The organism is Gibbsiella greigii (genome assembly GCF_039540155.1).
GTDB lineage: Bacteria > Pseudomonadota > Gammaproteobacteria > Enterobacterales > Enterobacteriaceae > Gibbsiella > Gibbsiella quercinecans.
In genome coordinates, this window is the sequence record NZ_BAABEM010000022.1 from 164242 (window position 1) to 185242 (window position 21001).

Sequence of the window (21001 nt, forward strand, 5' to 3'; positions counted from 1 at the left end):
GGAAGACTGATATGAATTCAACCGCCAGCCAGCAGGCCGTAGAACGTGAACCACAGGCGCTGCCGCCGGCCAAGCCGCACTGGCATAACCCGATGATGGTGCCGCTGCGGCCCGTCGCGACGCGGTTGCGCTGGTTCCTTGGCCTGGCGTTCTTCGTACTGTTCGTTGCGGTATGGGGGCTGACGACCTTCGCCGGCGTGGTGTCGCCCACCTTCCTGGCCGATCCGCTCACCATGGTGCACGAAGGCATCCTGCTGTTCACCGAATATAACTTTTCGCTGGATATCGGCATGACGGTGTTCCGCGTGCTGAGCGGTTTCCTGCTGGCGGCGGCGATCGCCGTGCCGCTGGGCATCCTGATGGGATCGTACAAGCTGATCGAAGCCTTTCTGGAGCCGTTCGTCTCTTTCTGCCGTTATCTGCCGGCTTCGGCGTTTATCCCGCTTCTGATCCTGTGGGCCGGCATCGGTGAAATGCAGAAAATCCTGGTGATCTTCATCGGCTCGTTTTTCCAGATTGTGCTGATGGTGGCCGTGGTGGTGGGTTCCGCCCGCCGCGATCTGGTCGAAGCCGCCTATACGCTGGGTGCGTCTAACCGCAGCGTGGTGCGCCGGGTGCTGATCCCCGGCGCCGCGCCGGAGATTGCCGAACTGTTGCGCCTGGTGCTGGGCTGGGCCTGGACCTACGTCATTGTGGCGGAGCTTATCGGCTCTTCCAGCGGCATCGGCCATATGATTGTCGACAGCCAGGCGTTGCTCAATACCGGGCAGATTATCTTCGGCATTATCGTCATCGGCTGTATTGGCTTGCTGTCCGATCTGTTATTCAAGGCGGCTAACCAGCGCCTGTTTGTCTGGAGCTCACTGCGATGAACAGTAAACTCAATGTCAGGAACGTATCGCGCATCTTCGCCGGCCCGCACGGCGAGCAGACCCAGGCGCTGCTGCCGATTAATTACCAGGTGCAGGAGAATGACTTCATCACCATTCTTGGCCCCTCCGGCTGTGGCAAATCCACCCTATTGCGCATTATCGCCGGGCTGGACAGCCCAACCCAGGGCGAAGTATGGCTGGACGGCCAGTTGGTCGAAGGGCCGGGCGCCGATCGCGGCATGGTGTTCCAAAGCTATACGCTGTTCCCTTGGCTGACCGTGGAGCAGAACATCCGCTTTGGCCTGCAGGAGCGCGGTGTGGGCCTGGCCCAGCAGAAAGAACGCAGCGACTACTTTATTAACAAAGTCGGGCTACGCGGTTTTGAGCACCACTACCCGCGCCAACTGTCCGGCGGCATGCAGCAGCGCACGGCAATCGCCCGCGCGCTGGCTAACGATCCGAAAATTCTGTTAATGGACGAGCCGTTCGGCGCGCTGGACAACCAGACGCGGGTGATGATGCAGGAACTGTTGCTCAATATTTGGGAAGCGTCCCGCAAGACGGTGCTGTTCGTCACCCATGATATCGACGAAGCGATCTTCATGGCTAACAAAGTGGCTATCTTCAGCGCGCGGCCGGGGCGGATCAAAACCGAAGTGCCGGTCAGCTTCCCACACCCACGCGATTACACCCTGAAAACGTCGCCGGCGTTTATGGCCATCAAGGCGCGGGTTACGGAAGAGATCCGCAGCGAAACGCTGCAAAGCATGCATTAAGGCCCAACAGGCCAACGGGGCGGCGCCCGGCAGTGCGTTAACGCGCACGCAGGCGTCGCCAGCCGCATCAACAAGCCCGATTCGTCGGGATAGTTTTTACGTGTACTTGTATATACAGGAATAGACTATGTTGCCAACCAAACAAGAAGTAAGCGTGGTTGAACTACACCCAGGGCAGGTTGAGCTGGATACGTTGCGCGCCATCTATCGCGGCGGCGTCAAACTGGCATTGGCGGAAAGCGCCCGCGGCGCGGTCGAGCTGGCGGCGCAGGCGGTAACGCAGATCCTCGAGCAGGGCAAAGTGGTGTACGGCATTAACACCGGCTTTGGCAAGTTGGCGCAAACGCGCATCCCGGCGCAGCGGTTATCAGAATTGCAGCGCAATCTGGTGCTCTCGCACAGCGTTGGCGTGGGCAACACGCTGCCGGACAACGTGGCGCGCCTGATCATGGCGACCAAGATCATCAGCCTGGCACGCGGCCACTCCGGCATTCGCATCGCCGTTATTGATGCGCTGTTGGCACTGTTCAACGCCGGCGTGATGCCGTGCATCCCGGAAAAAGGCTCGGTGGGCGCCTCGGGGGATTTGGCGCCGCTGGCCCACCTGGCGCAGATGTTGATCGGCGTGGGGGAAGTGACCGTTGACGGCCAGCGTTGCAGCGCCGTCGAAGGGCTTGCCAGGGTCGGGCTGGAACCGTTTGAGCTGGGGCCGAAAGAGGGGCTGGCGCTGCTCAACGGCACCCAGGTGTCCACCTCGCTGGCGCTGCGCGGGCTGTTCGAAGCTGAACAGGTGTTCGCCGCCGGGCTGGTGGCCGGCGCACTGTCGCTGGAAGCGATCAAAGGCTCGGTTAAACCGTTTGATCCACGTATTCATCAGGCGCGCGGCCAGGCCGGGCAGATTGCCGTGGCGCAGGCGGTGAGCGCATTGCTGGCCGACAGCAGCATCGTCTGTTCGCACGCGGATTGCGGCCGGGTGCAGGATCCGTACTCCATCCGCTGTGTGCCGCAGGTGATGGGGGCGTGCCTGGACAATCTGCTGCACGCGGCCCGGGTGCTGCGCATTGAAGCGAACGCCGCGTCAGACAACCCGCTGGTGTTCACCGATAACGGCGATGTGATCTCCGGCGGCAACTTCCACGCCGAACCGGTAGCGTTCGCCGCCGACATTATCGCGCTGGCGGTGGCGGAAATCGGCGCCATTTCCGAGCGCCGGCTGGCGCTGCTGCTGGATACCGGGCTGTCCGGCCTGCCGCCGTTCCTGGTGAAGGAAGGCGGTATCAACTCCGGCTTTATGATCGCGCAGGTCACCGCCGCGGCGTTGGCCTCCGAGAACAAATCGTTGGCGCACCCGGGCAGCGTCGACAGCCTGCCGACCTCCGCCAACCAGGAAGACCACGTCTCCATGGCGACCTATGCCGCCCGCCGCTTGGGGGATATGTGCTTTAACACCGCCGTGGTGGTGGGTGTTGAAGCGATGGCCGCCGCGCAGGGGATCGATTTCCACCGGCCATTACGCAGTTCCGCGTTGCTGGAGCAGCAACTGGCGGCGATCCGCGAACGGGTGCCTTTCCTCGAACAGGATCGCCTGATGGCGCCGGACGTGGAAGCCATGCGCCATTGGGCCACTGCTGGGCAGTGGCCGCAGGCCGTCAGTGCGATTCTGCCGAGCTACGGCGCGCTGTAATTTTCTTGCGCCGCCGGCCAGGCGCCGGCGGTGAAGTCATTGACTCACTCGTTAAGGATTTACCATGAACGATACGATCAAAAATGCCGTGGCACGGGAAGTGCGTGCGCCGCAGGGCACCGAACTGCATTGCAAAAACTGGCTGATCGAAGCCGCCTACCGCATGATCCAGAACAACCTGGATCCCGACGTTGCCGAGCGCCCGCAGGATTTGGTGGTGTACGGCGGCATCGGTAAAGCGGCGCGCAATTGGCCGTGCTTTGAAGCGATCCTGGCCAGCCTGCGGGCGCTTAACCCGGACGAAACGCTGCTGGTGCAATCCGGCAAGCCGGTCGGCGTGTTCAAAACCCACAGCGATGCGCCGCGCGTGCTGATTGCCAACTCCAACCTGGTGCCGCACTGGGCCAACTGGGCGCATTTTCATGAGCTGGATAAGGCCGGGCTGATGATGTACGGCCAGATGACCGCCGGCTCTTGGATCTATATCGGCGCGCAGGGCATCGTGCAGGGCACCTACGAAACCTTTGCCGAAGCAGGGCGCCAGCATTACGGTGGCGATCTGCGCGGCAAGTGGATCCTGACCGCCGGTTTGGGCGGCATGGGCGGCGCGCAGCCACTGGCTGGGGTGCTGGCCGGCGCCAGCGTGCTGGCGATCGAATGCCAGGAATCACGTATCGATTTCCGTCTGCGGACCCGTTACCTCGATCATAAATGCGACGATCTGGACGAAGCGCTGGCGCTGATTGAACAGGCCTGCGCCAAGGGCGAAGCCATTTCGGTCGGGCTGCTGGGCAATGCGGCGGAAATTCTGCCGTTGCTGGCGCAGCGCGCGGCCAACGGCGGCCCGCTCCCACATATTGTGACCGATCAAACCTCCGCCCACGATCCGCTCAACGGCTATCTGCCGGCCGGCTGGAGCGTCGAGCGCTGGCAAGCGGCCCGCAATAGCGATCCGCAAAGCGTGGTGCGGGCGGCGCGCCAGTCGATGGCGGTGCACGTTAAGGCGATGTTGGCGTTTCATGAGATGGGCGTACCGACCGTGGACTACGGCAACAATATTCGCCAGGTGGCATTGGACGAAGGGGTGAGCAACGCGTTTGATTTCCCAGGGTTTGTGCCGGCCTATATTCGCCCGCTGTTCTGCGAAGGGAAAGGCCCGTTCCGCTGGGTGGCGCTGTCCGGCGATCCTGAGGATATCTACAAAACCGACGCCAAGCTGAAAGAACTGTTTCCGGATAACGTTCACCTGCATAACTGGCTGGATATGGCCCAGCAACGCATTGCCTTCCAGGGGCTGCCTTCACGCATCTGCTGGCTGGGGTTGGGCGAACGCCATTTGGCGGGGTTGGCCTTCAACGAAATGGTGCGCACAGGCGAACTGAAAGCGCCGATCGTCATCGGCCGCGATCACCTGGACTGCGGTTCGGTGGCATCCCCCAATCGTGAAACCGAAGCGATGCGCGACGGTTCCGACGCGGTGTCCGACTGGCCGTTGCTCAATGCCTTGTTGAACACCGCGGGCGGGGCAACCTGGATCAGCCTGCACCACGGCGGCGGTGTTGGTATGGGCTTCTCCCAGCACGCCGGGATGGTGATTGTCTGCGACGGCAGCGAAGACGCGGATAAACGCTTGGCTCGCGTGCTGTGGAACGATCCGGCTACCGGCGTCATGCGCCATGCGGACGCCGGTTACGACAGCGCCGTTGCCTGCGCCGAACAACATCAGCTGAATTTGCCGCTGCTTAACCTGTGAGGTAAGAATGGAGACGCTTTCAGCCACGGCGCAGGCGGTGCGCCGCCTGGCCCGCCAGCAGGCCAGCGCGCTCGGCGTTTATAACGCCGGGCTTTCCAGCGACGCCGTGCGTGAACGTTACGGTGTCACTGATATCGCGCGCCTGGCGAGCAATGAAAACCCGCTCGGCGCCAGCCCCCAGGTGCAACTGGCGTTACACGCGTCGAGCCGCGACAGCGGGGTGTATCCGGACCCCAACAGCCTGGCGCTGCGGACGGAAATCGCCGGGCAAACCGGCGTGCCGTCCGCGCAGATCGTGGTGGGCAACGGTTCGGAAAATATCCTCGAAATGCTGTGTCTGGCCTTTATCAATCCGGGCGATCGGGTGGTGACGCTGCTGCCGTCATTCGGCCTGCATGAGATATATCCGCGTATGATGGGCGCTGAAGTCACCATGGTGCCGGTCAGTGGGGAGTTGGAGTTCGATCTGGCCGCCTGGCGCCAGGCGCTGCAGCAACCGGTCAAAATGGTGGTGTTCAGCAACCCGTCGAATCCGGTGGGCTGCATGCTGGGGCGCGACGCGTTCCTGCAACTGATCGACGCGGTGCCGCAGGACTGCCTGTTGGTGATCGACGAAGCCTATTATGAGTACTGCGCACACGAGGCGGACTACCCGGACAGCCTGTCACTGTTGCCGCAGCAGCCCCGGCCGTGGATCGTGCTGCGCACCTGCTCGAAGGCCTATGGGCTGGCGGGGTTGCGCGTGGGCTACGGCATGGCCTGTGATGCGGAACTGATCGGGTTGCTGGACCGGGTGCGCACGCCGTTCAATATCAACCGGGCGGCGCAAAGCGCGGCGCTGGCGGCACTGCGCGATCGCGATCATGTGGCCTACAGCGTGGCTTGGGTCAGCACCGCGCGCAGCGCCATGGCGGCCAAACTGCGCGACATGGGGCTGAAAGTGGCGCCCTCATACGCCAACTTCCTGTTTTTTGACTGCGGCCATCCCAGCGCGGAAATCGCAGAAGCGCTGTTGGCGCACGGCATTATCGTCAAACCTTGGCGTGAGCCCGGTTATCAGCAATTCCTGCGGGTGTCGATCGGCAGCGCGGAAGATAACCGGCGCTTTCTGGCGGCGCTGGCGCAGGTGCTGGCCGCTGCCCAGAGCCAGATCAAAATGGCGTAAGGTTAACGCAGCATGGCCGGCCGGTTGTGATAGGCTGGTAGTGCCGGTGGGCGTCGCGGATGCGGCGGCCACCGAGGCGGGAAAGTACAGTATGATTATCGTTCGCGCGTGGGCGCCGCCAGGCCGGTGCCGCGCGCAGCACGCAAGCCGTATTGGCTTGCGGCCACAGGTTGGCTGGAGGGAGGTCGCATGTCTGTAACACAAATCGCTTTTCCGGCGCGCATCGTGCGCGGCGCCGGGGCGTTGGAAGAGATTGGAACACTGTGCGCGGATTACGGTTCGCGCGCTATGCTGATTGGCGGCGAACGGGCGCTGGCGGTGACGGAGGCGACCATCGGTAATTGCCTGCGTGCCGCGGCGGTGGAGTTGGTGGCCAGCGAACATTTCGGCGGCGAGTGCACCGAGCAAAACATTGAGCGTCTGGCGGCGCAGGCTCGGGCTGAAAAAGCACAGGTGCTGATTATCGCCGGCGGCGGTAAAGCGCAGGACACCGGCAAAGCGGTCGGCAATTTTTGCGCCTTGCCGGTCATTACTGTCCCGACTATTGCCGCCACCTGCGCGGCAGTAACGCCGCTGACCGTGCGCTATTATCCCGATGGGCATTTCCGCGACATGCTGCACCTGGCGAACTCGCCGGTGGCGGTGGTGATTGACAGCCAACTGCTGGCTCAGGCGCCGACGCGCTGGCTGGCAGCCGGCCTGGGGGATACTCTGGCCAAATGGTATGAATACCGCGCCATCAGCCGTAACGGCGCGGTGGGCGGGATGGCACTGGCGGCGCAGGCCAATAGCCGTATTTGCTACCAATTGATTGAAACCTACGGCGCCTCGGCCAGCCAGGCAGCGGAGCGCGGGGAAGCCACGCCGGAGCTGGAGCAGGTGCTGGACGCCATCTTCTTGTTCGCCGGGCTGACATCGCTGATGGGCAGCGGTGCCCATGCCGCCGCGGCACATGCGCTGTTTGAAGGCTTCACCGTTTGCGACAAAACCCGCGATTTCGGCCACGGCCTGTTGGTGGGGTATGGCAACCTGTGCCTGCTGGCGATCGAACAACGTAGCGACGAAGAGCTGCTGGAAGCGCTGAAACTGGCGCAAGCCTGTAATATCCCGCTGCAGATAGCGCAGATCGCCGACGATCTGACCGCTGATGAGATCGACGCCATTGTGGCCGCGGCGGTGGATGCGCCGGATATGGCCAATATGCCGCAGGCGGTCACCGCGGCACAGGTGGCGCAGGCCATCCAGCGGGTGCACGCGCTGGCGCAGCGGCTGTAGCGTTAGCGGTTTACGCAGCCTAGAGCTGCGCGCCGATTTGTGGGATTATTCTTCTCTTGATACGCGAAATAATGCGTGTTGCCGGCAGGCGGCGATCTTGCTGATCGCCAGCAGGCCGGTAACGCGCCGTAGAGCGCGTGTATCCCACTTGGAGAAGGGTGAATGGCCTCGCTGAAAGACGTTGCAAAACTGGCTGGTGTGTCGTTGATGACTGTGTCCCGAGCGATCAACGAACCCGATAAGCTGCGCCCCGAAACCTATCAACGTGTGAAGCAGGCCATCGATCGGCTTGAGTATGTGCCGGATCTCTCCGCCCGGCGCATCCGCGGCGATCGCAGCCGGGTGCAAACTATCGGCGTGCTGGCACTGGATACCGCTACCACGCCGTTTTCCGTTGAAATCATCCTGTCGATTGAAAAAACCGCGCGTGAACACGGCTGGAACAGCTTTGTCGTCAACCTGTTTGCCGACGACAGCGCGGAAAAAACCATTGATTTGCTGCTGGCGCACCGGCCGGATGGGGTGATCTTTACCACCATGGGGCTGCGGCAGGTGACGGTGCCGCCGAAGCTGCTGGATAAACGCCTGGTGTTGGCCAACTGTACCAGCCCTGGCAACGCTATCGCCAGCTACATTCCCGATGATGAACAAGGCCAGTATGACGCGATGAAAGCGCTGATCGCCAAAGGCTATCGCGCGCCGTTGTGCATCCATCTGCCGGAGGGCATCCCGGCAGCCGGGCTGCGCCGCCGCGGGTTGGAGCGCGCCTGGCGCGAGGCCGGCGGTGACGTTGCCCAGCTTAAGCAATACCATTTGGATCTTAGCGAAGGCGATGGGCACTATCTCGACAGCCTGGCGCTGTTGGCGCGCCATTTTTCGCCGGGCAAGCGTGATTGCGACGTGGTGGTGTGCGGCAACGATCGGGTGGCGTTTTTGGTCTATCAGACGTTGCTGGCGCAAGGCTGGCAGATCCCGCAGCAGGTCGGGGTGTTGGGTTATGACAATATGGTTGGCATTGGCGAACTGTTCCAACCGCCGCTGACCACGGTGCAGTTGCCGCATTATGAGCTGGGCCGCCAGGCGGCTTTGCACCTGATCAATCAGCTTGAGCACTGGCAAACCGTGAAGGTGGCTTGCCCGCTGTTATCGCGGGCATCGCTGTGACGGAGTTCCCGCCGGTGGGGCGGGAAAGGGGGTTATTCCCAGATGCTGCCGAGCGCCCAGGCGTTCAGTTCGCCGAAGGCCGCCGCGCCGCTTTCGGCAAACATACTGATGGTGCGCTCGCCGTCTGCCGGGTAAATGCGGCTGGTCAGGCAAGCGCGACCCTGATTGACGAACACCTCGACGGAAGAGCGATCGATAAACACCTGTAGCTGCATGTTTCCCGCCGGTGGCAGCGGCACGCTGCGGCAGCCGCACAGCCCCGGCTCATCGCTAAACCGCTCCAGAACCAGCCGCTGCGCCTGGCTATCGATATACAACCGGGCGGCGTTGCCAATGGTGACACCGTAACGTTCCGCATCACTCGCCGCGGTATCCACCGTCAGCGCCAGCTCCTGAAGCACCGCGCCCAACACCAGGCGCTGGTTACGCAACTGCGCAGCGCCGAATGACTGGGTTTCGCCGCGCAGCGCGCGCAATTCCCGCGCCGGGTTCATTAACACACTGCCATCCGTATCCAGCGAAAGCTCGCGCGGCAGGGTAAGCGCGCCGGCCCAGCCGTGGGCTTTGCTCGGCATCGGCGACTCCCACATATCCATCCAGGCGAACAGCATGCGGCGCCCATCGGCTGCGGTGAAAGACTGCGGCGCATAGAAATCATGTCCGGCGTCCAGCTCGCGGAACGGCTGGTTAGGGGTGAAGGCTTGCCCCGGTTGCCAGTCGCCCAGCAGGTAGCCGCTCTGAAAACGGTTACGGTTATGGTAGCCATGGGGGGGCAACCCCTGCGGCGAAAACATCAGCAGGTGGCGTTCGCCCAGCGGGAAGAAGTCCGGGCATTCCCACATATACCCTTCAGCGGCGGTTTGCGCGCGCGCCAGCACGCGCTCGAATGTCCAGGCACGCAGATCGTGCGAGCGGTAGAGACGCACCTGGCCCAGTTGGTTTTCCTTGGCGCCGACCACCATCCACCATTGGCCGTCCTGTTGCCAGACTTTGGGATCGCGAAAGTGCTGAATACCCTCTGGCGGCAACAGCACTGGGCCATGCTTGACGAAGTGCACGCCATCGCTGCTGGTGGCCAGGCACTGAACTTCGCGCACCTGGTCGTCTTCGCCCGCGTTGCCCAGCCAGACGTGGCCGGTGTAGATCAGCGTCAGCACGCCGCGATCGTCCACCGCGCAGCCGGAGAAACAGCCGTCTTTATCGAACTCATCGCCCGGCGCCAGTGCGATCGGTTGATGTTGCCAGTGCACCAAATCGTGGCTGGTGGCATGGCCCCAGTGCATCGGCCCCCAGTTCGCATCAAAAGGGTGGTGCTGATAAAACGCGTGGTACACGCCGTTGATGCAGATCAGGCCGTTGGGATCGTTAATCCAGCCGGCCTGCGCCGCCAGGTGAAAACGCGGATAGTAATCATCCTGGCGTTGAGCATGCAGGGCTTCAACGGCATGATCGGCGGACAGTAAGGCATTTTTCATTGCATCGACTCGCTTGATTTTATCGTGGGTTGAAAGTGTGCATCCTTCCCGGCGTTTTCGCCGCGCAGCAGGAAACAGGAAAGCAGGGTAGTAAAGGCGACCATACAACCCATCAGCAGATAGGTGGCGGCAAAGCCGATATGGTCATAGCCGTGGCCGGCCAGCGGCGACAGGAAGCTGGCCATCACCTGGGTGATAAACTGGAAGCCCACCAGATACAACGTGGAAGACAGCCGGCTGTCGAAGCGGGTGGCGATGTATTTGAACAGCGCGATCAGCAGGATCGGCAATTCAACGGCGTGCAACAGCTTCATGGCGGAAATCATCAGCGCGCCGCTGGCCAGCCCTGAGCCGAACATCCGCAACGCCATGACGGCGCCAGCCAGCAGCAGGCCCTGTTTGGCGCCGATGCGGTTCACCAGAAATGGCGCCAGAAACATCCCGCCGGCTTCCAGGAACACCTGCAGCGAATTGAGGAAGCCGTACATTTCGTTGCCCTGTTGGTGGGTTGGGAATTGTGAGGCGAAATAGACCGAGAACTGCTGATCGAACACGTTGTACACGCTGATGCCGAGCACAAACACCACCAACGCCCAAAATCCCGGCAGGCGCAGCAGCGCCAGCGCGTCGTTGAGCTGCAGATTTTCCGGCTTGCCGTATTCCAACCCGGCCATGGCATTGGGTTTTAGCTCACGCACCTGGCTGAGCAGCAGCAGAAACGCGACTGCCGAAGCCGAGGCCAGCCAAAAGTTGATGTTGGGGTTGATGTTGAAAATAAACCCGGCGAAGAAAGTGGCGCAGGCCCAGCCGAGCGAGCCCCACATGCGGGCGCGGCCAAATTCAAAGCCGACGATACGGCTGACGCGTTCGGTATAGGATTCTAGCGCGCCGATGCCGGCAAAAAAGGTGGCGCCGATAAACAGCCCGCCGATCAGCGCGCCCAGCAGCAGGTTCATGGCCAGCAGCGGCGCGTAAACGTAAATAAAAAATGGCCCGGTGAGCAGCAGCATCACGCCCAGGTATTGCAGCAGGTGTTTGCGCAGGCCCAGCTTGTCTTGAATAAAGCCGTACAGCGGCTGGGCACAAAGGGCAACCAGCGAAATGGCCGAGAAAATCAAACCGGTTTCGGCGCCTTTCAGCCCGATTTTCTGGTTAAGCCAGATGGAAATCAGTGAAAAACTGGACGACCAGGTAAAAAAGAAAAAAAACAGCAGGCCGCTTAGGAGCACATAGTACTTTTTGGTTTCGCGGTTCATGGTGATGTTGCCCTGATGAGTGAGATTGGCTCTATTGTTAACGTTAACTTTTGACGAGATAAAGACACCATCGCGGCTGATTGCGATGTTAATCACAAAAGTTAACGTTAACATTTTTGCGATGTGATCGAAATCACGTGTTGATGATGGGCGGCGCTTATCCCTCGTGGTGAGAGATAAGCGCAGGGGCAGGGTTTAGATGCTGGCCAGGTAGCCGCCGTCAACGTAAAGGATCTGCCCGGTAATATAGGCGGCTGCCGGGCTGGCGAGGAAGATGGCGGCGCCGATGAGATCTTGCAGCTCGCCAAAGCGCCCTATCGGGATCTTGATTTGCATGGCGCTGCACCATTCGCTGTCCTGGTAAAACACGTCGGTCATGGCGGTTTGGAAATAGCCGGGGCCGATGCCGTTCACCCGGATGCCATGGGGCGCCCATTCGCTGGCCAGCGCGCGCGTCATGCCCGCCAGCCCGGATTTCGATGCGCCATAAGCGGTGGCGCCCGGCACGCCAACGGCGGTGGTTAGCGAACACAGGTTGATGATGCTTCCGCCGCCTTGCGCCATCATTAGGCGTGCGGCGGCCTGCGCGCAGAAAAACGCCCCCTTCAGGTTGGTATTGAGGATGCTGTCCCACAGTGCTTCGTCAACTTCAAGCGACGGGCGCACCTGTTCAATACCGGCGTTGTTGATCAAGATATCCAACGGTTTGTCGGCCAGGCTGGCGAACGCCGCGCGGATCGACGCCGGATCCTGCACGTCCAGTTGCACCATCTGCGGGTGTTCGCCCCCATTGTTCAACTGTTGCGCCACCGCTTGCAGTGCGGCACGCTGGCGGCCGGCGACGATCACCTGTGCGCCGGCCTGGGCTAGCCCGATGGCCAGCGCCTGGCCGATGCCGCGCGTCGCCCCGGTTACCAGCGCCCGTTTGCCCTGCAGTGAAAACGGCGCCAGCCCAGGCGGTAAAGTTGCGTTTTGCATAGTTTCTCCTTAAGGCACCACGATGGTTTTCAACGCGGCGGCATCGCCGGCCAGCAACGCCTGATAAGCCTGCGGCAGCGCGTCGAGGGCGATCGGCGGCGCCAGCCACTGCGCCAGTTTATCGGCAAGCTGCGGCAGCAGCGCGATCGCCTGTTGCTGTTCGTCGGCAAATACGCTGCAGCCCACCAGCGTGATTTCACGTTCTACCAAACGGTTGGCGTCAATCGGCGCCTGGCCGTGGAACAGGCCGACCATGGCGATGCGCCCGGCGGGGGCGATATGTTCAATCAGCTGATTGAGCACGCCGGCCGAACCGGTGGCTTCCACGGCAAAAGCAACGGCCTGCGGCAGCGGGCGCCCTAATTCCTGCGCCTGCAGCGGCAGAACGCGCTGCAGCAACGCCAGGCGTTGCGGGTTGCGCTCGGCCAACAGCAGCGGGCAGGCGCGCAGATGGTGCAGCAGCAGCGCGACCAGCCCGCCGATGGTGCCGCCGCCGGCGACCCATACCGGCGCGCCGGGCGGTGGGTTAAGTTGGTTTACCACCCGCAATGCGACCCCCAGCGGTTCGCTGAGGGCGGCGATCGGCGCCGGCAGCGTTGCCGGCACCTTCAACAAGCTGGATGCCGGCAACAGGGCCAGTTCGGCAAAGCCGCCGTCGCACACTTCGCCGACGAAGCCGAGCCGCGGGCACAGGTTGCTGCGCCCGGCCCGGCAGGTGGGGCAAACGCCGCAGCAGGCGCGGGAATCCGCCACCACGCGATCGCCCTCCGCCAGCCCGCGCACCGCGCTGCCGATCGCCAGCACTTCACCGCAAAATTCATGCCCCGGCGTTACCGGCAGTTGGGCGATCCACTGGCCGGTGCGGAAGTTGTGCAGATCGGAGCCGCAAATGCCGGCCGCCAGCACCCGCAGGCACACCCCGTCGGCGGGTGGGGCGGCGGGCGGGGGGATCTGTTCGATGCGCAGATCGCCAATGCCATAAAAACGGGCGGCTTTCATGCTTCACCGCCGTTCGCCGGATCGATAAGCGTGAACCAGCGGCTGGCGAGATCCTCCCCGGCCAGCGGTTCGCTGCCCAGCATCACGGCGATGGCGAACCCCAGCGCCGAGCTGGTGGCATTGTGGCCGCCGCTGCCGCCGGCGCGCAGATCCAACACCAGCGTTGGGCAGCAGAACAGCGCCAGCCGCATCAGCCGTTGCCAATTGGCCGGCAGCCAACCGTGGGCGCTTAGCTCGGCCAATAATGGCCGCCAGTAGCCTTCACCTTTGCTTTGCAGGAAGGGCGCGCGCAGCGGCGTCAACTGCCAGTTGTGTTCCACCAGCAGGCGATCGCCTTGCAACTGCACGTTGATTTGGTAACGCTCATCGCAGCGCTGGGGTTCATATAGCCAGAACGGATGGGCGAAGATGTTGTGAAACGTGGCCTTGATCTCCGCCAGCAGCGCCGGGATATGGCGCCCGGCAAAGGCGGGATCGAAGCTCACCAGTTGCGGCTCCGGGTGTTCGGTTTCATACCACACGTTGGCGTTGTGCGCGTCGCCGTGGGCGGTGACGACGCCGTGCTGCGCCAGCCTTGCCGGCGCCAGCAGCTCGCCGGCCTGCAACAGCAATTCCCCCAGCGTATGCGGGTAAAGTATGCCGTTTATCTGCCAGCGCAGGTTTTTCAACTGCGCCCACGGCAGCGTGAGCTGCGCCAGCGTGAACGTTTGGCCGACGTAGAACTGCGCCGCCCGGCCACCGAAGCCGGGCGCGGCGCCAGGGCTGACCAGCCGGTGGTGGAACAACTGGTGGATCGGCTCCCGTGCTACTGCGTCAGGCTCGCCGGCCTGCAGCGTCGGCAGGGTTAGCGCCAGGATTTCCCGATCGGCGCGTTGCTGGGCGGCAATCACCGGCGCGGCGGCGTCCCAGCGTTGATGCAGTTCGATTTCGCGGCAAACGTCCGCCAGGCGCCGATCGTGGCGCAGGCGGTACAGCAGGATCTGCCGCCCCGGCTCACCGCAGGCATACAGCGGCACGTCGACGCGAAAGCCGCTGTCGCGCAGCAGCTCGGCGTTGTAATACTCCTCGATGGTGTGATCTTCGCCTTCCTCATGGTGATACTTGAAGAACAGCCCGCGCCCATCGGCCAACGTCAGCGTGCCGTTCAGCGAGTTCAGGCTGTACTGATCGCGGTTGATGGCCAACTGGGTTACCGTTGCGCCGGTAATCTCCCCGACCAACTGGCGCAGTTTGGCGGCTGCCTGCGGCCATTCACCGGCGTGCGTCAGGGCGCGCGCCTGGGCTGCCAGCGGTTCACGCTGGGGAATGGGATTATCGGTCATCACAACCTCCCGGGGTTTGGGGTTAACGGCCGAGCAGGGTTTTGCGTAACGGAGATACCGCCAGCGCATGGCCGGTAAAACCTTCGTACACGGCAAAATCGTGCGCCTTATCCGCCAGGGCGTCATAACCGCTGCGGGTGACGTAACCGACGGAAATGCGTTTCATATAGTCGAACACTGAAAGCGGCCCGGCCACTTTGGCCGCGGCGTTGGTGGGCAGCACCGCGTTCGGCCCCAGCACAAAGTTGCCCAGCGTTACCGGCGTATAATTGCCGAGCAAAATCTCGCCGGCGTTACGGATTTTCGCCATCACCGCCAGCGGTTCCTCCGCCAGAATTTCCAAGTGCTCCGGCGCGTACTGGTTGACGAACTCCACGGCGGTGGCAAAGTCGCGGGTCAACACCACGCCGCCGTGTTCGCCGCACAGCACCACCTGGGAAAAGCCGGCGCGTTTTTCATCCAATTGCGCCCAGTAGCCCGGCAGGGCGGCGATGGCCTGTTCCGCTACCTGGCGGCTGGAGGTGACCAGCCAGGCGGAGGAATCCGGGCCGTGTTCCGATTCGATGATCAGATCCAGCGCGGCCAGGGCGCCGTTGGCGGTTTCATCCGCCAGGATAATGCTTTCGCTCGGGCCGGCGGGCACGCCGGGATCGATATGTTGCGCCAACAGGCGTTTGGCGGCAACCAGCCACGGGCTGCCGGGGCCGACGATTTTCAGGCACTTGGGCACCGTTTCCGTACCGTAGGCCACGGCCGCCACGCCCTGAGCGCCACCGCACTTATAAATATCCTTGATGCCGACCAGGCGGGCCGCCACCAGCGTGGCGTCGTCCACCTTGCCGTCCGGGCCGGGTGGGGTGATCACCACCGGGCGCGGCACGCCGGCTACCACCGCAGGAATGGTGGTCATCAGCAGCACGCTGGGGAAAGAACCTTTACCGCGCGGCACATAGCAGGCTACGGAGTCGATCGGCACCATCCGGTCGCCGGCGAAGGCGCCGGGCTGCATCTCCTTCAACCACATTTCTTCGGGCTTTTGCGCCTGGTGGAAGGCGCGGATATTTTCCGCCGCAAAGGAAATGGATTCGATCACCTTGGGATCCAGCCGGGCAAACGCGGCTTCAAATTCGCTTTCTTCGGCGCGAATCGCCATTTGTTCAACCTGCACGCCGTCGAATTCGCGGGCAAAACGCCGCAGCGCCGCATCGCCTTCGCTGCGCACGGCGGCGATAATCGGTTGAACCCGTTCGATGAAGAACGACAGATCCGCCTCGGTGCGTTTAAACAACGCGTCCGGCAACTGTTGGCAATCGCTGAGATCGTGAAAGGTCACTGTCTGTGTCATGCGTTTACTCCTGGGCAAATTCGTGTTGGGAAGCCTGTTCCCGGATGGATTTCAGAACCTGGCGTTGCAGCTCGATGTAGCGCATGTCGGCGCTGATCTCTTCACTGCGTGGGCGTGGCAGGTCAACCTGGAAGGTGGTGTTGATGTTGCCGGGCCCCATCACCACGATGCGATCCGATAGATACACGGCCTCTTCAATATCATGGGTGACGAACATCACCGTCAGGCGGTGGGTTTCCCAGATGCGCGTCAGCAACAACTGCATCTGATGGCGCGTCATGGCGTCCAGCGCGCCGAAGGGCTCATCCATCAGCAGGATTTTCGGCCTGTATGACAGCGCCCGGGCGATCGCCACCCGCTGTTTCATCCCGCCGGAAAGCTCGTTGGGGTAGGCGTCGGCAAACGGCGACAGGTTCACCAGCGCCAGATGGTTATCGGCGATCTCCCGGCATTCGGCCCGGGCATAGCCGGCGGCCTTGAGCGCGAATTCGATGTTTTGCCGCGCCGTCAGCCACGGCAGCAACGTATAGGACTGGAACACCACGCCGCGATCGATGCCCGGCCCGCGGATATCCTCGCCGTCGACGCGCACGCTGCCGTCGTCAAAATCCTCCAGCCCGGCGGCGATGGAAAGCAGGGTGCTTTTGCCGCAGCCGGAGCTGCCGACCACGGAAACGAACTCGTTGTTGCCCAGCGTCAGATCGATGTTATGCAATACCTGGCGCGTGCCCTTGCCGACCCGGAAGCTTTTGTTCAGGCCGCTGATGGTTAAGGTAGCCATTATTTACGCCTCGCGTTGTAACGGAACAGAACGCGCTCGGCTGCGCGCATCGCCTGATCGGTAACCAGGCCAAGTAGGCCGAGCAACAGGATGTAGCCAATGATGGTGTCGGTCTGGAAGAAACGCTGCGACACTACGATGCGATAACCCAACCCGGAGGTGGAGGCAACCAGTTCGGCCAGCACCAGCCAGGTCCATGCCCAGCCCAGGCTAATGCGCAGTGCGTCCCAGATTTCCGGCAGTGCGCCGGGCAGCACGATTTTGAACAGAATGTTGCGATCCGGCATGCCGAGCGTGCGCCCCAGGCCGACAAAATCACCCGGAACGCGTTTTACCGCATCAATCACCATCAATACCTGTTGGAAGAAGGTGCCGATCCAGATAATCAGGAATTTCTGGAAATCGTCGGTGCCGGTCCACAGGATGGTCAACGGCACAAAGGCGACGACAGGCATGTAGCGGATGAAGTCCACCAGCGGCTCGGTGATCGCCTTGAAAAAACCGTAGCAGCCGGCTAGCACGCCGATCACGATCGACATCAGCGATGAGATCAGAAAGGCGATGGAAATACGATACAGGCTGCTGCGGATATCGCTCCACAGCGTGCCGTCCTGCGCCAGGCTGATCATGCGCTGCCAAACGTTGCCCAGCGTCGGCATAAAGATTGCCGGCACCGCGCCGCTGCGGGTTGCCAGCCACCAACTGAGCAGCAGCAGGGCGAATACCGCCACCGCAATGCTGACGAACAGTTTGCGCGAGGGCGTTTTTCCGATCACAAACAGGCCGGCGGAGCGGCGTTTCTTATGATTGGGTGGATGGGGTGGGCGCGCTTGGGCGCGCGTCTCCGGCGCATCCAATTTCACAGAACTCATCGGTGTTTCCTCTGGTGTTATCTCGCACCCTGTCGGCCCCGGTATGCTGCCGGCAGGGTGGGTGTTGCACGGGCACGCGAAAACCCCTCGCCAGAAACGAGGGGCAAAACGGCCTTACAGGCCGTTAACAAACTTCGGTTCGATAATTTGTTCTGGCGTGACCGGCTTGCTTACCAGTTTGGCTTCCGTGGCCGCTTTCAGCACGTGGGCAAAGGTCACTTTGGCGAAATGTTCGCTCAATACCTGTTTATTTTCCGCCAGCGTGTAGTACTTCACGCCGTCGAAAGCGGTTTCCAGGTCTGCCGGGCTGGCGCCCACCTGTTTGGCGATGATTGCCCGGCCTTCGGCGGTGTTTTGCTGATAGTGCTGCAGGGCGGAATCCCAGCTTTTTATCATCGCGGCTACCTGGCCCGGTTTGTTTTTGATGGCTTCATCGCGCACCACCAGGACGTCGCTGATCAGGCCCGGATCGGATTCACCGCTATAGAGCAGTTTTACGTTGGGATCCTGTTTTTTCGCCATGCTCAGGTAGGGCTCGTAGGTGACGGCGGCGGTGACGCGCTTGGCGATCAAGGCGCTGCCGGCGGAATCGGCCGGCATAGGCACCGGCACGATATCGCTCCACTGCATGTTGGCCGAGGCGAGGGCGCTATGGAGCAGAATGTCGCTGGTGGTGCCCTCTTCATAGGCAACCTGTTTGCCCTTCAGATCGGTCAGGGCGTTGATGCCCGCGCCGACAATCAGCGCATCGGCGGTTTGGCTCTGGTCGAGCAGCAGCACGATTTTCACCGGCAAACCGGCGGAAACCATCCCCATCGCGGTATGCGTGGCGATATTGGCCGCATCGATCTGGCCGCTGGCCAGCGCGGCGTTAATGTCTTTGTCTTCGGCAAAGTTGATGATCTCAACCTTCTCCAGTCCTTGCTGTTTAAATAAATCAAGTTGGTTGGCTACGTGCCATTGACCATAGCCCAGCCAAGGCTCAATGCCCATTTTAAAGGTACCGGGCTCCGGTTTGGGCAGCGGGGCGTCGGCGGCGAGTGCCTGGGCCGACAACATCCCGATACAGCAGGCGGCGGCGAGCATTTTTTTCAACGTTGTTATTGGTTGCTTCATTGGAACCCTCATCTTTCGCACTGGTGAGTTGATGTCCTCATCGGTAATGTCCGTCCATGTATATACAAGCCAAAGCAAGTTAAAGGCCAATCGCGGCAGTTCGGCGAGGATATTTATCAGCTGGCTGATTTATAAAAACTTTGATTTAGTCGTTGGTTGCGCGAACAGTGTTTTTGCCCTGGCTTGATGGTGCGCGCACCATTTCTGCGCCCAGTTTTGGCGCGGGTGGGCAATAATGGGGCGCCGCGTGGGCGCCCGAATGTTTAGCGTTGGTTGAGTGATCGCAGGTGGTCGTCGCGGCGCAGCGTCATCAGCGCAAACAGGCTGGCGACGGCGGTGGCGACGACGTAATAAGCGGGGATGTCAATGTTGGCGGTCTGTTTAATCAGCCCGGTGATGATCAGGCCCGCAGAACCGGAAAACACCGCGTTGGACAGCGAATAGGCCAGCCCCAGCCCGGTATAGCGCACGTGGGTGGGGAACATTTCCGCCAGCATCGCCGGGCCGGGGCCTGCCAGCAAGCCGACCACGGCGCCGGCCGCCATCACCGCCGCGCCTTTCGCCACCAGGCCGGCGTGCGCATCTTGCAGCAGGTGCAGCAGCGGGAAGCTGAACAGGATGACCGCCCCGGTGGCGGTCAGCATCACGGTTTTGCGGCCTATCCTGTCGCTGATGATGCCCGCAGGCAGAATGGTCAGGGCAAAGCCGATGTTGGCCAATACGGTGGCGACCAGCGCCTGCTGGAAAGTGGCGTGCAACGAGGTTTGCAGATAAGAGGGCATCACCACCAAAAAGGTATAGCCAGCGGCAGACCAGCCCATCATACGGCCAATGCCGATCAGGATGGCTTTCACCACCTGGCCGGGCCGGGCGGTGGCGTTAGCCGGGTTTTCTTGCTTCGCCTGCCTGAACGTTGGGGTTTCTTCCAACTTCAGGCGCAGCCACAGCGCGACGGCGCCCATCGGCAGCGCCAGCAGGAACGGGATGCGCCACCCCCAGGCGTGGAGTTGTTCCGTGCTCAACAACGCCGCCAGCAAGGCCACCAGCCCGGCGCCGGCCAGCAGGCCGAGCGCCACGGTCAGCGATTGCCACGCGCCGAAAAAACCGCGTTTACCCTTGGGGGCGAATTCCGTCATCAGGGCGACTGCGCCGCCGAACTCACCACCGGCAAACAGCCCCTGGAACATACGCAGCAGGGTCAATAGCAGCGGCGCGGCAACGCCCACGCTGGCGTAGGTTGGCATTACGCCGATCAGGGCGGTGGCCAGCGTCATCAACAACAGCACGGCGATCAACGTAGACCGGCGGCCGATTCTGTCGCCGATGCGGCCAAAGATAACCGCGCCGATCGGGCGGCAGAAAAAGGCCAGTGCAAAGGCCGCATAGGTGAGGATCAGGCTGGTGATTTCACTTTCGCCCTGCAGGGTGAAAAAGTTGGCGGCGATTACCGTGGCCAGAAAGCCGTAAACGCCAAATTCGTACCATTCAATAAAGTTACCGACCGAACCGGCCAGCAATGCCTGCCTGGATTGGCGCAGGGTGATCTCCCCGGTGTGTGATGCCATTGTGTATTCCCACGGTTGCGTTTCCTTCCGTCTGTTCTAAATTTATATGGCAAAACAATCAATTATTTTCGCTGGGCATGGCGGCAGCGGGGGGCGGTATGATATCTGTTGTTATCAACGGAAACAGTAAGTGATGAGCGTAAAATGCTGTTAATTACGCAAAAATCCGACGATTCTTATTAACGACGCGGCCTGAGAGTGCGATAATGCGCACAGAAAGCCGGGCTTGCATACCTCGGGTTTCTAACGGATCGCCAACCTTCGGGTTGGCGATTCATTTTTTATCCTTCAACATATTAATTGCCGCGCCGATCAAAATGCGCGATTCAATATCCCGGTTATTGTCCCGCTGTTGTTCCAGGTGTTTTGCCAAGGTTTCTACCGATAAAACTTCACCCCGATGGCGCAGTTCCATCACGCTTTCACCGATCAAGCGGGCGACTTCATCCCATACGGGTTTGATCTCCTGCTCCGAGAAATTCATGGGTTACCTCGGTTGGGTGATTTTTGTTCAATGTAGCAATTGTACACCCATGTCGCTACCCCGGGTGGCTAATCGGGCCGAAAACCGGAAGTATAAAAATATATTCGTCAGTATTTCTT

At 61.6% G+C, this 21001-nt stretch carries 18 protein-coding genes; 7 read left to right on the forward strand and 11 right to left on the reverse strand.

The window, feature by feature from the left end; translation table 11 throughout:
- Window positions 1-11 precede the first annotated feature (11 nt).
- The 7 genes from AC559G_RS16685 (at window position 12) to AC559G_RS16715 (ending at window position 8689) form a co-directional block, all read left to right on the forward strand.
- Window positions 12-872 carry an ABC transporter permease gene (locus AC559G_RS16685; protein ID WP_498913313.1) on the forward strand — a complete coding sequence of 287 codons (861 nt, stop codon included), beginning with the start codon at window positions 12-14 and terminating at the stop codon, window positions 870-872.
- Window positions 869-1648: an ABC transporter ATP-binding protein gene (locus tag AC559G_RS16690; RefSeq protein ID WP_498913314.1), complete on the forward strand. Its 780-nt coding sequence runs from the start codon at window positions 869-871 to the stop codon at window positions 1646-1648. Before AC559G_RS16685 ends, AC559G_RS16690 begins: the two co-directional genes overlap by 4 nt.
- A 127-nt stretch (window positions 1649-1775) precedes the next feature.
- Window positions 1776-3332 (forward strand): histidine ammonia-lyase, encoded by a 1557-nt coding sequence (hutH, locus tag AC559G_RS16695; RefSeq protein WP_498913315.1) that lies wholly within the window; start codon window positions 1776-1778, stop codon window positions 3330-3332.
- Window positions 3333-3396: 64 nt separating this feature from the next.
- Window positions 3397-5085 (forward strand): urocanate hydratase, encoded by a 1689-nt coding sequence (hutU, locus tag AC559G_RS16700; RefSeq protein ID WP_498913316.1) that lies wholly within the window; start codon window positions 3397-3399, stop codon window positions 5083-5085.
- Window positions 5086-5092: 7 nt separating this feature from the next.
- Window positions 5093-6250 carry a histidinol-phosphate transaminase gene (gene hisC, locus AC559G_RS16705; protein ID WP_498913317.1) on the forward strand — a complete coding sequence of 386 codons (1158 nt, stop codon included), beginning with the start codon at window positions 5093-5095 and terminating at the stop codon, window positions 6248-6250.
- A gap of 189 nt (window positions 6251-6439) precedes the next feature.
- Window positions 6440-7525, forward strand: coding sequence for an iron-containing alcohol dehydrogenase family protein (locus tag AC559G_RS16710; protein ID WP_498913318.1), 1086 nt, complete (start codon window positions 6440-6442; stop codon window positions 7523-7525).
- Between the two features lie 162 nt (window positions 7526-7687).
- Window positions 7688-8689 carry a LacI family DNA-binding transcriptional regulator gene (locus AC559G_RS16715; RefSeq protein WP_498913319.1) on the forward strand — a complete coding sequence of 334 codons (1002 nt, stop codon included), beginning with the start codon at window positions 7688-7690 and terminating at the stop codon, window positions 8687-8689.
- A 32-nt stretch (window positions 8690-8721) separates the two neighbouring features.
- Here the strand turns inward: AC559G_RS16715 and AC559G_RS16720 are convergent, their stop codons facing one another.
- From AC559G_RS16720 to AC559G_RS16770, 11 genes are all read right to left on the reverse strand, one after another.
- The gene (locus tag AC559G_RS16720) at window positions 8722-10164 is read right to left on the reverse strand and encodes a glycoside hydrolase family 32 protein (RefSeq protein ID WP_498913320.1); all 1443 of its coding nucleotides are present in this window, start codon (window positions 10162-10164) and stop codon (window positions 8722-8724) included.
- Window positions 10161-11420 (reverse strand): MFS transporter, encoded by a 1260-nt coding sequence (locus tag AC559G_RS16725; RefSeq protein WP_279027297.1) that lies wholly within the window; start codon window positions 11418-11420, stop codon window positions 10161-10163. Before AC559G_RS16725 ends, AC559G_RS16720 begins: the two co-directional genes overlap by 4 nt.
- 195 nt (window positions 11421-11615) lie before the next feature.
- Window positions 11616-12398, reverse strand: a complete 783-nt coding sequence (locus AC559G_RS16730) for an SDR family NAD(P)-dependent oxidoreductase (protein WP_498913321.1) — start codon at window positions 12396-12398, stop codon at window positions 11616-11618.
- 9 nt (window positions 12399-12407) lie between these two features.
- Window positions 12408-13397 carry a zinc-dependent alcohol dehydrogenase gene (locus tag AC559G_RS16735; protein ID WP_498913322.1) on the reverse strand — a complete coding sequence of 330 codons (990 nt, stop codon included), beginning with the start codon at window positions 13395-13397 and terminating at the stop codon, window positions 12408-12410.
- Window positions 13394-14719, reverse strand: coding sequence for a hypothetical protein (locus AC559G_RS16740; RefSeq protein ID WP_498913323.1), 1326 nt, complete (start codon window positions 14717-14719; stop codon window positions 13394-13396). The genes AC559G_RS16735 and AC559G_RS16740 overlap by 4 nt, the downstream gene beginning before the upstream one ends.
- Before the next feature lie 22 nt (window positions 14720-14741).
- The gene (hisD, locus tag AC559G_RS16745; protein ID WP_498913324.1) at window positions 14742-16064 is read right to left on the reverse strand and encodes a histidinol dehydrogenase; all 1323 of its coding nucleotides are present in this window, start codon (window positions 16062-16064) and stop codon (window positions 14742-14744) included.
- 4 nt (window positions 16065-16068) lie between these two features.
- The gene (locus tag AC559G_RS16750) at window positions 16069-16845 is read right to left on the reverse strand and encodes an ABC transporter ATP-binding protein (RefSeq protein ID WP_498913325.1); all 777 of its coding nucleotides are present in this window, start codon (window positions 16843-16845) and stop codon (window positions 16069-16071) included.
- Window positions 16845-17717 carry an ABC transporter permease gene (locus AC559G_RS16755; RefSeq protein ID WP_498913326.1) on the reverse strand — a complete coding sequence of 291 codons (873 nt, stop codon included), beginning with the start codon at window positions 17715-17717 and terminating at the stop codon, window positions 16845-16847. The genes AC559G_RS16750 and AC559G_RS16755 overlap by 1 nt, the downstream gene beginning before the upstream one ends.
- Before the next feature lie 114 nt (window positions 17718-17831).
- Window positions 17832-18833, reverse strand: a complete 1002-nt coding sequence (locus AC559G_RS16760) for an ABC transporter substrate-binding protein (protein ID WP_498913327.1) — start codon at window positions 18831-18833, stop codon at window positions 17832-17834.
- 263 nt (window positions 18834-19096) lie between these two features.
- Complete coding sequence (locus tag AC559G_RS16765) at window positions 19097-20398, reverse strand: MFS transporter (RefSeq protein WP_498913328.1); 1302 nt, start codon at window positions 20396-20398, stop codon at window positions 19097-19099.
- A gap of 274 nt (window positions 20399-20672) precedes the next feature.
- Entirely contained in the window at window positions 20673-20882 is a 210-nt protein-coding gene (locus AC559G_RS16770; protein ID WP_095848507.1) for a hypothetical protein, read from the reverse strand.
- Between the last annotated feature and the right edge of the window lie 119 nt (window positions 20883-21001).

What these genes read in the sequence shown, in the direction of transcription:
- AC559G_RS16685 (WP_498913313.1), top strand. Translation starts at nt 12, where the DNA reads ATGAATTCAACCGCCAGCCAGCAGGCCGTAGAACGTGAACCACAGGCG.
- AC559G_RS16690 (WP_498913314.1), top strand. Translation starts at nt 869, where the DNA reads ATGAACAGTAAACTCAATGTCAGGAACGTATCGCGCATCTTCGCCGGC.
- hutH (WP_498913315.1), top strand. Translation starts at nt 1,776, where the DNA reads ATGTTGCCAACCAAACAAGAAGTAAGCGTGGTTGAACTACACCCAGGG.
- hutU (WP_498913316.1), top strand. Translation starts at nt 3,397, where the DNA reads ATGAACGATACGATCAAAAATGCCGTGGCACGGGAAGTGCGTGCGCCG.
- hisC (WP_498913317.1), top strand. Translation starts at nt 5,093, where the DNA reads ATGGAGACGCTTTCAGCCACGGCGCAGGCGGTGCGCCGCCTGGCCCGC.
- AC559G_RS16710 (WP_498913318.1), top strand. Translation starts at nt 6,440, where the DNA reads ATGTCTGTAACACAAATCGCTTTTCCGGCGCGCATCGTGCGCGGCGCC.
- AC559G_RS16715 (WP_498913319.1), top strand. Translation starts at nt 7,688, where the DNA reads ATGGCCTCGCTGAAAGACGTTGCAAAACTGGCTGGTGTGTCGTTGATG.
- AC559G_RS16720 (WP_498913320.1), bottom strand. Translation starts at nt 10,164, where the DNA reads ATGAAAAATGCCTTACTGTCCGCCGATCATGCCGTTGAAGCCCTGCAT.
- AC559G_RS16725 (WP_279027297.1), bottom strand. Translation starts at nt 11,420, where the DNA reads ATGAACCGCGAAACCAAAAAGTACTATGTGCTCCTAAGCGGCCTGCTG.
- AC559G_RS16730 (WP_498913321.1), bottom strand. Translation starts at nt 12,398, where the DNA reads ATGCAAAACGCAACTTTACCGCCTGGGCTGGCGCCGTTTTCACTGCAG.
- AC559G_RS16735 (WP_498913322.1), bottom strand. Translation starts at nt 13,397, where the DNA reads ATGAAAGCCGCCCGTTTTTATGGCATTGGCGATCTGCGCATCGAACAG.
- AC559G_RS16740 (WP_498913323.1), bottom strand. Translation starts at nt 14,719, where the DNA reads ATGACCGATAATCCCATTCCCCAGCGTGAACCGCTGGCAGCCCAGGCG.
- hisD (WP_498913324.1), bottom strand. Translation starts at nt 16,064, where the DNA reads ATGACACAGACAGTGACCTTTCACGATCTCAGCGATTGCCAACAGTTG.
- AC559G_RS16750 (WP_498913325.1), bottom strand. Translation starts at nt 16,845, where the DNA reads ATGGCTACCTTAACCATCAGCGGCCTGAACAAAAGCTTCCGGGTCGGC.
- AC559G_RS16755 (WP_498913326.1), bottom strand. Translation starts at nt 17,717, where the DNA reads ATGAGTTCTGTGAAATTGGATGCGCCGGAGACGCGCGCCCAAGCGCGC.
- AC559G_RS16760 (WP_498913327.1), bottom strand. Translation starts at nt 18,833, where the DNA reads ATGAAGCAACCAATAACAACGTTGAAAAAAATGCTCGCCGCCGCCTGC.
- AC559G_RS16765 (WP_498913328.1), bottom strand. Translation starts at nt 20,398, where the DNA reads ATGGCATCACACACCGGGGAGATCACCCTGCGCCAATCCAGGCAGGCA.
- AC559G_RS16770 (WP_095848507.1), bottom strand. Translation starts at nt 20,882, where the DNA reads ATGAATTTCTCGGAGCAGGAGATCAAACCCGTATGGGATGAAGTCGCC.